This is a genomic window from Aeromonas sp. S16(2024) (assembly GCF_041403065.1).
GTDB lineage: Bacteria > Pseudomonadota > Gammaproteobacteria > Enterobacterales > Aeromonadaceae > Aeromonas.
This window is the reverse complement of record NZ_JBGLQX010000002.1, coordinates 266078-279595: the sequence shown is the minus strand read 5'-3', so window position 1 is coordinate 279595 and position 13518 is coordinate 266078. Positions and strand designations below refer to the sequence as shown.

The window sequence follows — 13518 nt, the reverse complement described above, 5'->3', positions numbered from 1 at the left end:
CCCCTTTATCTATGCAGATAGATGTGATTCTGAAAGTTGTTAATCAATGGCACTGTCATTGATTGTCTGGCAATTGATCTGCTTGAGAGGTCACCGTCGATAGTTTTATCGCCTCACACAGCTGCTCCACCGCGTTGAGGGCCCGCGGGGTGAAACGGTGCAGCTCATCGGGGTTGATAAGAAGGAGTCGCTGCTGCTTGACGGCATCCAGCATGGACCACTGGCGCCAGTGGGCCAGCACGGCGGGATCCCGGCTACCGGCCAGGATGAGCCCGGGGTTGGCCTTGATCACCTGCTCCAGCCCGACCTGGGGGTAGGGGGAGCTGGCATCCGCCATGATATTGCGGCCACCGCAGAGCCTGATGGCGTGGCCCGGCCAGGTCGAGTCGTTGACGCTGGTGAGCGGTGGATACCAGAGCTGATAGAAGACCGAGACCGGCTTGGGCTTGCCGTAGCGCTGTTTCAGGGTATCTAGCCTGGCCAGATAGGCGTCGGCCTGCTGGTCGGCTTTCTGTTGAGTGCCGAGCAGGCGTCCCAGGCTGCGCATCTCGGTGGCCAGGGAGGCAAAGTCGGTGGGCTCCGAGTAGAAGACGGGAATGCCGAGCTTCTCGACGGGGGCCAGCATGCGGGACTGGGCCGAGCGCCAGGCCACCACCAGATCCGGCTTCTGGGCCAGCAGGGCCTCCAGGTTGATGCTGCGGTAGTTGGCGACCCGTGGCAGGGGCGCCACCTCGGGGGGGAAATCGGAGGCATCGTCGGTGGCCACTATGCGATCCCCGGCCCCTATGTCGTACAGCAGCTCGGTCAGGTGAGGCGTGAGACTGATGATGCGTTGCGGGGTGGCCGCCGCGCCTGACAGGGGCCAGCCGAGCAGGCACAGCAGCAGGCAGAGGGTGCGAAGGGGGAAGCGGTCAGCCATGAGTCAGTGCCATCAGGGTCAGGATCAGCGAGAGCCCGAGCCAGCCCCAGCCGATCAGCAGCAGGCGATGGAGCAGGCGCCGGGGCAGGGCGGCGTCGGGCTCGCTCCCATCGCCCAACACAGGGAGGCGCACCAGCTGGCCCTGATAGTAGCGGGGGCCCCCGAGGCGGCAGCCCGTGCTCTGTGCCAGCAGGCTGAGCAGGCCGCCCATGGCCGGATAGGGCCAGCGCAGGGCAAGGCGCAGCTTGCCCCCAAGCTGGCGCAACCGGGTCAGCGCGAGGGGGAGCGCCAGCAGCAGTATGGCGGGGGCGCAGAGCCCCTGATAGAGCGCACTGGCGGCGCGGCCGAAGTGGACGAACTCCGCCTGTTTCGGGCTCCAGGCCTGATTCATCAGCTGGGCGAGGCGCCAGAGCAGGGCCCCCTGCACCCCGGCCAGGGCAAAGCCCAGCAGGGGGCCGGCCCACTGGCCCACTAGGCGCAGCACGCAGGTCTCGCTCACCGCCTTGTTCAATCCCATCACCGACAGGGCGCCCGTCTCTCGTCTGAGCCAGCTTGCTGCCTGCAACCTCGCCACCACCAGGGTCTCCTGGGTGGCCAGGGCGCGGCTCCCCTGGGCGAGCTCCCGCAGCGGGCGTGATTCCAGCATCAGCAGCAGGAACAGCAGGTCGAACAGGGGCTCGGAGAGGGAGAGGTTGCGCACCGCCCAGAGGCCGGCGGCGCAGGGCACCCAGACCACCAGCAGGGCCAGCAGCCCCGCCTGGCGTTGTTGACTGGGCGAACCGTCCGGGCGATACACCTTGTGGCCGAGGCGGGCCAGCAGCGGCACGGTGGCGCCGGGCCTGAAACGGGCGGGCCAGGGCAGCAGGGCCTCCAGCAGGGCGGCCCCCACCATGATGGCCGCCGTCGTCGAGGCAAGGGCGGTCATCAGGGCATCCCAGGAGAGGGTGTCGATCACAGCTTGCCGAGCAACGCGATGATCACCTCGGCGGAGTGTTGACCCGCCACCTCGATGAAGGCATCGAAGGATTCCACCTGCTCCTTGCCGGCGATGTCGGACATGGCGCGCACCACCAGATAGGGCACCTTGAACATGTGGCATACCTGGCCGATGGCGGCCCCTTCCATCTCGACTGCCAGCATCTGCGGGAAGTCGGCGCGGGCCTTCGCAATCGCCTCGGGCTTGCACATAAACTGATCGCCGGTGCAGATGAGGCCGACCTTGGTCTGGTGCTTGCCTTGCTCGGCGATGCAGGCCTGGGCCAGGGTGATGAGCTTGTCATCGCAGGGGAAGGCGGCGGGCTGCTGGGCCATCTGGCCCATCTCGTAACCGAAAGCGGTCACGTCCACGTCGTGGAAACGCATCTCGCTGGCGATCACCACGTCCCCGATGTGCAAGTCCTGAGCGAAGCCGCCGGCGGAGCCGGTGTTGATGACGCAGTCGGGGGCAAATTTCTCCAGCAGCAGGCTGGTGGCGACGCTGGCGGCAACCTTGCCGATGCCGGAGCGGGTCAGGATCACCTCTTTACCGGCCAGACGACCCTGATAGAACTCGCAGCCGCCCAGTTGCAGGGTGGTGGGTTCACTCAGCTGGCTGCGCAGCAGGGCAACTTCCTGCTCCATGGCGCCGATAATACCTACTTTCATCATCTACCTCGTCTCTGTGGCCGCTCGGCCGGAAAAGTTGGCGGGGATGATAACAAAACTTGGCGGTGGCGCCGAGCATTCCTATGGGGGGGGGTGGGGTATGCCCTGTGTCAGCGGTAGCGCTCGACCAGGGCGGCGAGCTCGCCGCTCGCGGCCAGTTGCTGCAGGGTGTTGGCAAACAGCGCCAGCCGCTCTGGGGTGCTGCGGCGGTGGAACAGTATGTAGAAGGGGGTCTCTTCCATCACGGTGGGGAGGATGCGGATCTCCCCTGCCAGCCCCTGTTCGCGCAAGTCGGACTCAAACCCCGGGGAGCGGTAGTAGACGAAGCGCCCCCGCTTCATCAACAGCTTGTCGTAGTTGGCCTTGCTGCCGATCCCGCCGCTGTCGATGAGGAGGCCGCCGATGGCCTGGAGCCGTGCGATGGCGCCGCTGCCGTGGTTGATGAGGATGCTGCCCGCCTGGCCGAGGGCCCTGACATCCTCCCAACTGCGTATCTCGACGGGATCGTCGCTGCGCACCGCCAGGTGGTAGCGCACCGTGAAGATGGCGGGCTTCAGGACGATGAAGTGATCGCGTCGGGCCGGGCTCTCTCCCACGCCGCAGATGAAGTCCAGCTGACCGTGCTGCACCTTCTTCTCCAGCCGCTTGAGGGGCAGGGTAGTCTGATCCCCCGCGATGCGCAGAGCCGGCTCCCGCGCCTCCATCCGCCGGAAGAGATCGACGCAGATCCCGCCGACATCTCCATCGGGGCGCACCACGTACTTGGGGGCCGAATTGGCTTGCGCCGCCGTGTGGTACACCTCGGTGGCACCGACGGCCCCACGGGCTGGGGCAAGCAGGCAAAGCAGCAGAGCCATCCGGAAGATCATCTCATGCAGGGTCTCGATAGGGGCGACGCTAACCCATCATCAGCCGGATCAGGAACGCAAGGAACTAGACATTAGGCTATTTATCAGCGTGTTATCAACCCAAGGCCGTATCTTGCGTCATCATCAGTGCAAGCCGGTTATCAGCCCCGGGTGGAATGGGTCTGATGGCCGTAGCGACTGGCTCGGGGATCGCAGCCTGGGAAAAGACGGGTTGCATCCTGCCCGCCCATATCAACCCAATGCCGTATCCAGCGTCATCATCAGGGCGAACCGGCCATCGGCCCCGGGAAGAGATGGGTCTGATGGCCGTAGCGATTGGCTCGGGGATCGCAGCCTGGGAAAAGACGGCTTGCATCCTGCCCCCGCCTCTCAACCCCATATCAACCCAGGGCCGTATCCAGCGTCATCATCAGAGCGAACCCCGCCATCAGGCCCAGGGTGGCGTGGGTCTGGTGACCGTTGCGGTGGGTCTCGGGGATCACCTCGTGGGAGACCACGAACAACATGGCACCGGCCGCGAGCCCGAGACCTATGGGGTAGGCGATGGCCATGCCGCTGGCGAGCCCGACCCCGAGCAGGGCGCCGAGCGGTTCCAGCAGGCCGCTGCCGATGGCCACCAGCACGGCGACCGAGGGACGAAAGCCGGCGGCGCACATGGCGAGCGCCACTGCCAGCCCCTCGGGGATATCCTGCAGGGCGATGGCGGTGGTGAGCGGCAGCCCCACCGCCATGTCCCCCTGGGAGAAGCTGACCCCGATGGCCATGCCTTCCGGCAGGTTGTGCAGGGCGATGGCAAAGACGAACAGCCAGACCCGGGAGCAGCTCTCATGGCCGGGGCCGCAGGGGCCCGTCTTGTCGTGCTCGTGGGGGGTGAACTGATCCAGCCCCAGCATCAGCAAGACCCCCAGGGTCATGCCGGCCACCACCACGGCGGCGGCGAGAAAACCGTCACCTGTGATCCCCTCGGCCGCCTCCAGCCCAGGCAGCAGCAGGGAGAAGGCGCTGGCTGCCAGCATCATGCCGGCGGCAAAGCCCAGCATGGCGTCTTCCACCCGCTGGGGGACAGATCGCAGGAACAGGGCGGGCAGGGCGCCGAGCGCCGTCGCGGCAAACCCGGCGACGCCGCCGATGAGGCCATAACGCACCCCGGGACTGATGTCACCGGCCGCCAGCAGGATGAGGCTCTGCAACAGGAGCAGCAGCACGGCGGCCAGGGCGAGCAGCAGTCCCAGGGCGATGAGGGGGCGCTCCTGTATCTGCTCGCGCAGTTGGACTGACCAGGAGGGGCTGAGGGTCGACGCGTTATCCATGGGGCCTCGGGGACTGTGGTTGGGAGAGACGAGAGGACCATTACATAACCTGGCCTCCCGTTTGTCCATGATGGCGGGGCGATTGGGGCAATCGGCTCAAGTTTGTGCTCATCCGGTCGCTCTTGTACCCCGGGCCCATGCCAAACGGCATGGCCCTGTGCAACACGAGAGGGATGAGCGAGGGCGGCAGCTGTGATAGGGTGCGCGCCTGCGAACGCACTTCCCCGCTCGTTCGCGTTGTTTCATTTTCCCGTCAGGAGTCTCGGGTAACCGCTTACACGGATGTGATCGCCACTGTGCACCTGCTTATCAGCAGTCGAGGATCACCAGCCAACATGTCTTACAAGAACCTCTCCATCGGCAAGAAGATTGCCGTGGTCTTTGCGGTTATCGCCGCCATCAACGTGATATTCGGTCTTTTTCTCGCCAGCGAGCTGCGCGGCATTCGGGATCGGGTGCTCAATTTCACCGACTCCACCCTGCCGAGCGTGATCTCGGTGGAAACCCTGCTCTACGACGTCTCCTATGTACGCCGCGCCCAGTTTGCCCTGCTGATGGTCGAGGACGCCGCCGATGTGCAGGCCCGCCGCGGCCGCATCCAGGAGAGCGTGGCCAAGGTGGAGCGCGCCCTTAGCGCCTATGAGGCCACCGTCGGGGCCGAGCACGAGCGCCAGGTGTTCAACCGGGCCAAGCAGCAGTGGCTGCACTACCTGAGCGCGGTCAACCGGGTTGACAGCCTGCTGGTGCAGGGGCTCAAGGATCAGGCCAGGGACGCGCTGTTTCTCTCCAACGGGAGCTACACCGAGCTGGAGCAGGGGGTCAACGCCCTGGTGGAGGTGAACCTCGGCTTCGTCAAGGAGAACCGCGGCAGCCTGCTTGGCAGCGTCAATATGGTGACGACCTTCGCCACTGTGAGCATCGGCGCCCTGCTGCTGTTCATGGGGGTGATGACCTGGTTCCTCACGCGCCAGATCTGCCTGCCGCTGCAGGCCGTGGTCGCTCAGGCCAACGCCATTGCGCAGGGGAACTTGACCCACAGGCTGGATCGCCAGCACATAGGGCAGGATGAGCTGGGTATGCTGGCCAGTGCCTCCCTCAAGATGCAGGACAACCTGCGCGGTCTCATCGAGGAGGTGGTCGCCGCCGTGACCCAGCTGGGGGCCGCCATCGAGGAGGTGAGCGCCGTCTCCGAGCAGTCGGCCCAGGGGATCCAGAGCCAGCAGCAGGAGATCTCCCTGGTGGCGACCGCCATGGCCCAGATGAAGGCGACGGTGGCCGATGTGGCGGGCAACACCGAGGTTGCCTCGGAGTCCGCCAGCTCGGCCAATGCCCTGGCCCGTCGCGGCAATCAGGATGTGCAGGGCGCCCTGGTGGCCATCACCCGGGTCGCCGAGGAGATAGAGCAGGCGGGCACCCTGGTGGCCGAGCTGGAACGCGAGTCGGCCCAGATCAACCTGGTGGTGGACGTCATTCGCGGCATCGCCGATCAGACCAATCTGCTGGCGCTCAATGCCGCCATAGAGGCGGCCCGCGCCGGCGAGCAGGGCCGCGGCTTTGCGGTGGTGGCCGATGAGGTGCGCACCCTGGCGGGCCGCACCCAGGCCTCGACCGGCGAGATCGTCGCCATCATCGAGACCCTGCAGGCCCGAGCCAACCAGGCAAAGGCGGTGACCAGCCAGAGCTGCGAGATGATCCGCCAGTGCGTGAGCCAGAGCGAGCAGACCAGCTCGGGGATCCAGCAGATCGAGGAGGCGGTCGGCCAGATTGCCGACATGGCGATCCAGATCGCCAGCGCCTGCGGTGAGCAGGATGCGGTCTCCGATGAGCTGGGCCGCAACGTGGAGCGGATCAACGACTCCTCCAACGAGGTGGCGACCGGTGCCGATCACACCGCCCGTGCCTGTCTGGAGCTGAGTCAGCTGGCGGCGGGTCTGCGCCAGACCATAGGCCGCTTCCGCCTCGCCTGATGCTGGACGGCTGGCAGAGTACCAACAAAAACGGGGCCCCAGGGCCCCGTTTGCTATGTCACCGCGAGGGTGCCGGTCTGGCTCAGACGCCGAGGCCGGTTCCTGTGTCTTTCTTGGCGATCAGCTCAATCTTGTAACCGTCCGGATCTTCCACGAAGGCGATGACGGTGGTGCCACCCTTGACCGGGCCCGGCTCGCGGGTGATCTTGGCGCCGGCGGCGCGCAGGGCGTCGCAGGTGGCATAGATGTCGTCCGCTTCCAGGGCGATATGGCCGTAGGCGGAGCCCAGCTCGTACTCGCTCACGCCCCAGTTGTAGGTGAGCTCGATGACGGCCTCGTCCTTCTCGTCACCGTAACCGACGAAGGCCAGGGTGTACTTGTACTCGCTGTTCTCGCTCTTGCGCAGCAGTGTCATGCCCAGCACGCGGGTGTAGAAGTCGATGGAGCGTTGCAGGTCGCCGACGCGCAGCATGGTATGCAGAATTCTCATTGCTCAATTCTCCGGGTTGGTGATTGGTACTGCTTTCAATCTAGGTCTTGAGGTCGGGCAGTGAACGGACAGAAGGTCGTTCAGCTCTCCGGATAGACCTTTTCTTTGTACTCGCACAGGTCTTCGATGATACAGGAGCCGCAGCGTGGCTTGCGCGCCAGACAGGTGTAGCGCCCGTGCAGGATGAGCCAGTGGTGCACATCCAGCTTGAACTCGGCGGGCACCACCTTCAGCAGCTTCTCCTCGACCTGATCCACGTTCTTGCCCACCGCGAAACCGGTGCGATTCGACACCCGGAAGATATGGGTATCGACGGCTATGGTGGGCCAGCCAAACGCCGTGTTGAGCACCACGTTTGCGGTCTTGCGGCCCACCCCCGGCAGGGCTTCCAGTGCCTCGCGATTTTCCGGCACCTCGCCGCCGTGGCGCTCCAGCAAGATGGCGCAGGTCTTGATGACGTTCTCGGCCTTGGTGTTGAACAGGCCTATGGTCTTGATGTACTCCTTCACGCCGTCCACCCCGAGAGCCAGCATGGCGGCCGGGGTATTGGCCACCGGATAGAGCTTGTCGGTGGCCTTGTTGACGCTGACATCGGTCGCCTGGGCCGACAGCAGCACGGCGATCAACAGCTCGAACGGCGAGCTGAAGTTGAGCTCGGTGGTGGGGTGCGGGTTGTTCTCCCGCAGCCGCTCCAGTATCTCTCTGCGTTTCTGGTTATTCATCGCGTCTCATGTCTGTCTTGGTGCCAGCCCTCAGAGCTGGGTGGTGCGGGCACCGGCTGCGGGCAGGTTGCAGTGCGCCTTGTCGGCACGCTGTTTGCGGCCCATCCAGTCGTTGATGGCGTTCTTGCCGGCGATGAGCAGGCCCAGGCCGATGAAGCCCCCCGGCGGCAAGATGGCCAGCAGCAGGCTGGCATCGGCATGGAACAGCTCGATGCGCAGGGATTTGGCCCAGTCCCCCAGCAGCAGCTCGGCGCCGTCGAACAGGGTGCCCATGCCGATGATCTCCCTAAGCCCCCCCAGCAACAGCAGCACCAGGGTGAAGCCCAGCCCCATCATGAAGCCGTCGATGGCCGCCAGCAGGGGCGGGTTCTTGGAGGCATAAGCCTCGGCCCGGCCTATGATGACGCAGTTGGTGACGATCAGCGCGATGAAGATACCGAGCGCCTGATAGAGGCCATAGGTGTAGGCGTTCATCAACAGCTGCACGCTGGTCACCAGGGCCGCGATGATCATCACGTAGACCGGGATGCGAATGTCCTTGGGCACCCAGTTGCGCACCAGGGAGACGGCCAGGTTGGAGCAGACCAGCACCACCATGGTGGCGAGACCCAGCCCCAGGGCATTGGTAAAGGTGGAGGAGACCGCCAGGGTCGGGCAGAGCCCCAGCACCTGCACCAGGGAGGGGTTGTTCTTCCACAACCCCTGCAGCATCAGCTCCTTGAGCTCCTCGCGGCGGCTGTTGCCCTCATCGGCCGGGCTCTGGCCGTCAATCACATCAACTTGTTCCATTGCGTGTTCCGTTGTATGCGCCATACGGGGCTCCGGTGTCAGGGGGTGGTGTCACAGGAGGGGGCCTCTTGCAGCAGCTCAGGGTGCTCTTGTTGCAGCAGCAGCAGATTCTTCACCGCCTTGACCACGGCCCGGGGGGTGATGGTGGCGCCGGTAAAGGCGTCAAATTCGCCGCCATCCTTCTTCACCGCCCAGCTCGCCGCGTTCTCCTTGGTGAGGAACTTGCCGACGAAACTCTCTATCCAGCTCGATTTTTTCAGCTCTATCTTGTCGCCAAGACCCGGGGTCTCCTTGTGGGCCAGCACCCGCACCGCGCTGATGGCCCCGCTGGCATCTGTGCCGACCACCAGGCGAATGGCACCACTGTAGCCGTCGGGGGCCACGGTTTCCAGCGCATAGCCGGTGTGCTCCCCCTTGAGGGTCGCGGTGTAGAGCGGCATGGGCTGATCGCTGCCCAGGTACTCGCGGCTGGTGACCAGCCTGCAACTGGCCACCAGATCGTTGTCATAGCTCCCCGCCGGCAGCAAAGCCTCCAGGGTGCGCAGCTTCTCCAGCTGTTGCTGGTGGGCGATGCGATCCCGGGTCAGTTCGTTGGTCAGCACCACCATGGCGGTGCAGGCCAGGGCGAACAGGGCAAGGGTGACGCCGTTTTTGCGCATGCTCTTTAACATGGGAAGGCTCCTGAGAGTGAGATGTGCGCGATGATCACTTGCGGCGATCCCCATAGACCTTGGGGCGAGTCAGGCTGTCGATGGGGGTGGCTACGCAGAGGCTGGCTGTCGGCAAGAGGCTGGCTCATTTGCGGCGATCCCCATAGACCTTGGGACGGGTCAGGCTGTCGATGAGCGGCACGCAGAGGTTGGCCAGCAACACGGCGAAGGCGAAGGCGTCCGGGTAGCCGCCAAAACGGCGGATGAGGTAGACCAGCACGCCGATCAGCACGCCGTAGATGAGGCGCCCCCTGGCAGTGGTGCTGGCGCTCACCGGATCGGTGGCGATGAAGAAGGCCCCCAGCATGGTGGCGCCGCTGAACAGGTGCAGCATGGGGGTGGCGGTAGCGTCCGGCGTGGCCAGATAGCCCAGGGTGGCACAGAGCAGCAGGGCCCCCAGCACGGCGGTGGGAATGCGCCAGTTGATCACCTTCTGCTGCAACAGGAAGAGGCCACCCAGCAGGTAGCACAGGTTGACCCAGCTCCAGCCAATCCCGCCCCAGCCCTCGAACACGGCGTGAGTCATCACTTCGCTGGCGGTGAGCCCCTGGGTCAGGCCCGTCTTCAGGGTGTCGAGGGGAGTGGCCATGGTCAGGCCATCCACCCCCTGCTTGAGCTGCGCCAGGCTGTAGCCGTCCAGGCTGAAGCCGGTGAAGATCACCGAGACGGCGTCCCCAAAGTCGACCCCGTAGGCGGCGATGCTGGAGGGGGGCAGCCAGCTGGTCATCTGGACCGGGAAGGAGACCAGCAGCAGCACATAGGCCACCATGGCCGGGTTGAACAGGTTCTGACCGAGCCCGCCATAGAGGTGCTTGGCGATGATGATGGCAAAGGCGGTGCCCAGCACCAGCATCCACCAGGGCAGCAGGGGGGGCAGGGAGAGGCCGATCAGCACGGCGGTGAGGGCTGCGCTGCCGTCCAGCAGGGCCGGTTTGACGGGGCGGCCGCGCAGGCGCAGGACCAGGGCCTCGCAGCCCAGGGCCGTCACCAGGGCCAGCAGAGTCTGGATCAGGGTCCCCCAGCCGAAGAACCAGGTCTGGGCCAGGAAGCCGGGCAGACAGGCCAGGATCACCAGCAGCATCAGGGTCTGGGTCTGTTTGCGGTTATGGGCGAAGGGCGCACTCGCGAGATTGAACATGGATCAGTGGCTCTTGTCGGTCGAAGGAGAAGGAGTGTGCGCCGCGGCGTCGGCCGCCAGCTTCTTGGCCTTGGCCCGGGCGATGGCGGCGGTGATGGCTGCCTTCTTGGGGTCGACCTCGGGGGCGGGCTCAGCCACCGGCTCGCTCGGGGCGGCCTGCGTGTCGCTCACAGCGTCACTTGAGGAGACTGGTGCGTCGGACGCAACCTCGTCACCGGTGGTCTGGGCCGCTTTCTTGGCCTTGGCGCGTGCGATGGCGGCGGCGATGGCCGCCTTCTTGGGGTCGACCTCGGTAGCGGGCTCAGCCACTGGCTCGCTCGGGGCGGCGGGTGAGTCGCTTGTGATCTCGTCACCGGCAGTCTGGGCCGCTTTCTTGGCCTTGGCGCGTGCGATGGCAGCGGCGATGGCCGCCTTCTTGGGATCGACCTCGGAGGCGGGTTCAGTCACCGGCTCGCTCGGGGCGGTAGGCGAGTCGGTTGTGACCCCGTCACCGGCAGCCTGGGCAGCCTTCTTGGCCTTGGCGCGAGCCAGGGCGGCGGCGATGGCGGCCTTCTTGGGATCTGCCTCGGCAGCGGGCTCAGCCACCGGCTCGCTCGGGGTGGTAGGCGAGTCGGTTGTGGCCTCGTCACCGGCAGCCTGGGCAGCCTTCTTGGCCTTGGCGCGGGCCAGGGCGGCGGCGATGGCGGCCTTCTTGGGATCGGCTTCGGCAACGACAGCCGTGCCGGCATCATCCGGCTGTGCGGTCTCGACCGCCTTGGCGGCGCGGCGCGCCAGCGCCTCCTGCTTGCGCGCCTCGCGGGCGGCCATCATGGCGGCGTTGTCCGGCGGAGTCTCTGCGCTGGCGGCATCCTGCTTGGCCTTGAGGCGGGCCAGGGCGGCGGCGACGGGATCATCCCCCCCGGCCGCGGCCATGGCCTGGCGACGCTGGGCGGCAGCCTCGGCGTGGCGAGCCTCCCGCGCGGCCTTGTCCCGCTCGAAGCGGGCCTGCTTGGCCTCGAAGCGCTGCTTGGCGCGCTCCGCCTTCTCGTGCTCGGCACGGACCTCGCGGATGTCATCCTTGGCAATCTTGTAGTACTGCACAAGGGGGATCTCGCTCGGGCAGACCCAGGCGCAGGCGCCGCACTCTATGCAGTCGAACAGGTTGAGCTTCTCGGCCTTGTCATACTCCTTGACCCGGCTGTACCAGTAGAGCTCCTGGGGCAGCAGGTTGGCGGGGCAGGCGTCGGCACAGGCGCTGCAACGGATGCAGGCCTGTTCGGGGCCGGGGGGCGGCAGCTCGGCGCGGGTGGGGGAGAGCAGGCAGTTGGTGGCCTTGACCACGGGCACCATGGCATGGGGCAGGGTGAAGCCCATCATGGGCCCCCCCATGATGACCCGCTGATCCGCCTCAGGTTGCAGCTCGAAACGCTGCAGCAGCCAGCGCACCGGGGTGCCGAGGCGCACCCAAGCATTGCAGGGCTTTTTGAAGGCGTCACCGGTGAGGGTGACGATGCGCGAGATGAGCGGCTCGCCGTCTATGATGGCGCGCTTGATGGCAAATACGGTGGCGACGTTGAGCACCATGATGCCCATGTCGACGGCCCGGCCCCCCTTGGGTACCTGGCGTCCGGTGAGCAGCTCTATGGTCTGCTTGGCACCGCCGGAGGGGTACTTGGTCGGCACCGACTTGACCAGCACATCCGGATCTGTGGCATGGCGGGTCAGGGCGTCGATGGCAGCCGGCTTGTTGTCTTCCACCCCGATCAGGGTCAGCTTGGGCTTGAGCAGGTGCTTGAGCACCCGGATGCCGTCCATGATCTCGTCGGCATACTCCTGCATCAGGCGATCGTCTGTGGTGATGTAGGGTTCGCACTCCAGGCCGTTGACGATCAGGATCTCGGTGAGCTGGCCGCGGCCATCGAGCTTGCTGTGGGTCGGGAAGACGGCGCCACCGAGCCCAGCGACCCCCGCCTGCTGGATACGCTCAAGCAGCTCGCCCCGCTCCAGATTCCAGTAGTCGGGTTGGGGGTTGCGCTCACCCCAGGCATCTTCCCCGTCCGGGGTCAGGATGATGCAGAGATCGTCCAGGCCCGAGGGGTGCGCCACCGTGTGTTGTTCGATGGCGGTGACAGTGCCCGAGGTGGAGGCGTGCACCGGCACTATGCGACCCTTGTCGTGACGGGTCAGCGGTTGGCCCTTCTTGACCCTGTCGCCCACCCGCACCAGCAGTTCGCCGGCCGGGCCCGCGTGCTGGCGCACCGGTATGATGAGCTGGGGGGGGAGACCGGCGTCCACGACGGGGGTCAGGCTGGACTGGTGCTTGTTCTCGGGAGGATGAATGCCACCGTGAAAATCCCAGAGGGTGCCGGCTTTGATGCGTTCTAGCAGATGCTGCATGGTTACTCCGCTGTTTATTCCACTATCTTGACCGGAATGGCGACCTTGGCCAGATCCCATTTCCAGTTGTCGACCGTGGTCGGCACCGGGATCATCTCGATACAGTCGGTCGGGCAGGGGTCGACGCAGAGATCGCACCCGGTGCACTCGGCCGCGATGACGGTGTGCATCGCCTTGGTGGCGCCGAGGATGGCATCGACCGGGCAGGCCTGGATGCACTTGGTGCAACCTATGCACATGTCCTCGTGAATGAAGGCGACCTTCTTGACGGGGACGGCCGCTTCGTCGCCACCGTCCAGCGGCTGGGGCTCGACCCCCATCAGATCCGCTATCTTGCGCATGGTGGCATCGCCACCGGGCACGCACTTGTTGATCTTGTCGCCGTTGGCCAGGGCCTCGGCGTAGGGCTTGCAGCCCGGGTAGCCGCACTGGCCGCACTGGGTCTGGGGTAGCAGGGCATCGAGCTGGTCGACGATGGGGTCGGCCTGCACATGAAACTTGACGGCGGCATAGCCCAGAATGATGCCGAAGGCCAGGGCCAGCAGGGCCAGCACCAGGATGGCAAAGAGTATGTGAGTCATAGC

At 65.8% G+C, this 13518-nt stretch carries 13 protein-coding genes; 1 reads left to right on the top strand and 12 read right to left on the bottom strand.

What is annotated here, in order from left to right:
- Positions 1-55: 55 nt before the first annotated feature.
- The 5 genes from ACB030_RS03045 to ACB030_RS03025 form a co-directional block, all read right to left on the bottom strand.
- Positions 56-919 carry a cobalamin-binding protein gene (locus tag ACB030_RS03045; RefSeq protein WP_371157909.1) on the bottom strand — a complete coding sequence of 288 codons (864 nt, stop codon included), beginning with the start codon at positions 917-919 and terminating at the stop codon, positions 56-58.
- Entirely contained in the window at positions 912-1844 is a 933-nt protein-coding gene (locus tag ACB030_RS03040) for a cobalamin biosynthesis protein (RefSeq protein WP_371157907.1), read from the bottom strand. Before ACB030_RS03040 ends, ACB030_RS03045 begins: the two co-directional genes overlap by 8 nt.
- 26 nt (positions 1845-1870) lie before the next feature.
- Entirely contained in the window at positions 1871-2563 is a 693-nt protein-coding gene (gene mtnN / locus ACB030_RS03035) for a 5'-methylthioadenosine/S-adenosylhomocysteine nucleosidase (RefSeq protein WP_371157905.1), read from the bottom strand.
- Positions 2564-2673: 110 nt separating this feature from the next.
- Entirely contained in the window at positions 2674-3432 is a 759-nt protein-coding gene (locus ACB030_RS03030) for a substrate-binding periplasmic protein (protein WP_371157903.1), read from the bottom strand.
- A gap of 380 nt (positions 3433-3812) precedes the next feature.
- On the bottom strand, positions 3813-4742 hold the full coding sequence (locus ACB030_RS03025) for a ZIP family metal transporter (protein WP_371157901.1): 930 nt from the start codon (positions 4740-4742) through the stop codon (positions 3813-3815).
- 335 nt (positions 4743-5077) lie between these two features.
- On the opposite strand from ACB030_RS03025, the gene ACB030_RS03020 reads away from it, so the two are divergent.
- Positions 5078-6709, top strand: coding sequence for a methyl-accepting chemotaxis protein (locus ACB030_RS03020; protein WP_371157899.1), 1632 nt, complete (start codon positions 5078-5080; stop codon positions 6707-6709).
- A gap of 82 nt (positions 6710-6791) precedes the next feature.
- Here the strand turns inward: ACB030_RS03020 and gloA are convergent, their stop codons facing one another.
- The 7 genes from gloA to rsxB all read right to left on the bottom strand — a co-directional run bounded on the left by gloA (position 6792) and on the right by rsxB (position 13515).
- A complete protein-coding gene (gene gloA / locus ACB030_RS03015) occupies positions 6792-7199 on the bottom strand; it encodes a lactoylglutathione lyase (RefSeq protein ID WP_205641485.1) in 408 nt (135 codons plus the stop codon).
- An 80-nt stretch (positions 7200-7279) separates the two neighbouring features.
- Positions 7280-7921 (bottom strand): endonuclease III, encoded by a 642-nt coding sequence (gene nth, locus ACB030_RS03010; protein ID WP_139434134.1) that lies wholly within the window; start codon positions 7919-7921, stop codon positions 7280-7282.
- Between the two features lie 30 nt (positions 7922-7951).
- Positions 7952-8710: an electron transport complex subunit E gene (locus ACB030_RS03005; RefSeq protein ID WP_205641487.1), complete on the bottom strand. Its 759-nt coding sequence runs from the start codon at positions 8708-8710 to the stop codon at positions 7952-7954.
- A gap of 38 nt (positions 8711-8748) precedes the next feature.
- A complete protein-coding gene (gene rsxG / locus ACB030_RS03000; RefSeq protein WP_371157896.1) occupies positions 8749-9381 on the bottom strand; it encodes an electron transport complex subunit RsxG in 633 nt (210 codons plus the stop codon).
- Between the two features lie 124 nt (positions 9382-9505).
- Positions 9506-10558 carry an electron transport complex subunit RsxD gene (gene rsxD / locus ACB030_RS02995; protein WP_205641489.1) on the bottom strand — a complete coding sequence of 351 codons (1053 nt, stop codon included), beginning with the start codon at positions 10556-10558 and terminating at the stop codon, positions 9506-9508.
- Positions 10559-10561: 3 nt separating this feature from the next.
- Positions 10562-12934, bottom strand: a complete 2373-nt coding sequence (gene rsxC, locus ACB030_RS02990; RefSeq protein WP_371157894.1) for an electron transport complex subunit RsxC — start codon at positions 12932-12934, stop codon at positions 10562-10564.
- A 14-nt stretch (positions 12935-12948) separates the two neighbouring features.
- On the bottom strand, positions 12949-13515 hold the full coding sequence (gene rsxB / locus ACB030_RS02985) for an electron transport complex subunit RsxB (protein ID WP_005326872.1): 567 nt from the start codon (positions 13513-13515) through the stop codon (positions 12949-12951).
- Between the last annotated feature and the right edge of the window lie 3 nt (positions 13516-13518).

What these genes read in the sequence shown, in the direction of transcription:
- ACB030_RS03045 (WP_371157909.1), bottom strand. Translation starts at nt 919, where the DNA reads ATGGCTGACCGCTTCCCCCTTCGCACCCTCTGCCTGCTGCTGTGCCTG.
- ACB030_RS03040 (WP_371157907.1), bottom strand. Translation starts at nt 1,844, where the DNA reads ATGACCGCCCTTGCCTCGACGACGGCGGCCATCATGGTGGGGGCCGCC.
- mtnN (WP_371157905.1), bottom strand. Translation starts at nt 2,563, where the DNA reads ATGAAAGTAGGTATTATCGGCGCCATGGAGCAGGAAGTTGCCCTGCTG.
- ACB030_RS03030 (WP_371157903.1), bottom strand. Translation starts at nt 3,432, where the DNA reads ATGATCTTCCGGATGGCTCTGCTGCTTTGCCTGCTTGCCCCAGCCCGT.
- ACB030_RS03025 (WP_371157901.1), bottom strand. Translation starts at nt 4,742, where the DNA reads ATGGATAACGCGTCGACCCTCAGCCCCTCCTGGTCAGTCCAACTGCGC.
- ACB030_RS03020 (WP_371157899.1), top strand. Translation starts at nt 5,078, where the DNA reads ATGTCTTACAAGAACCTCTCCATCGGCAAGAAGATTGCCGTGGTCTTT.
- gloA (WP_205641485.1), bottom strand. Translation starts at nt 7,199, where the DNA reads ATGAGAATTCTGCATACCATGCTGCGCGTCGGCGACCTGCAACGCTCC.
- nth (WP_139434134.1), bottom strand. Translation starts at nt 7,921, where the DNA reads ATGAATAACCAGAAACGCAGAGAGATACTGGAGCGGCTGCGGGAGAAC.
- ACB030_RS03005 (WP_205641487.1), bottom strand. Translation starts at nt 8,710, where the DNA reads ATGGAACAAGTTGATGTGATTGACGGCCAGAGCCCGGCCGATGAGGGC.
- rsxG (WP_371157896.1), bottom strand. Translation starts at nt 9,381, where the DNA reads ATGTTAAAGAGCATGCGCAAAAACGGCGTCACCCTTGCCCTGTTCGCC.
- rsxD (WP_205641489.1), bottom strand. Translation starts at nt 10,558, where the DNA reads ATGTTCAATCTCGCGAGTGCGCCCTTCGCCCATAACCGCAAACAGACC.
- rsxC (WP_371157894.1), bottom strand. Translation starts at nt 12,934, where the DNA reads ATGCAGCATCTGCTAGAACGCATCAAAGCCGGCACCCTCTGGGATTTT.
- rsxB (WP_005326872.1), bottom strand. Translation starts at nt 13,515, where the DNA reads ATGACTCACATACTCTTTGCCATCCTGGTGCTGGCCCTGCTGGCCCTG.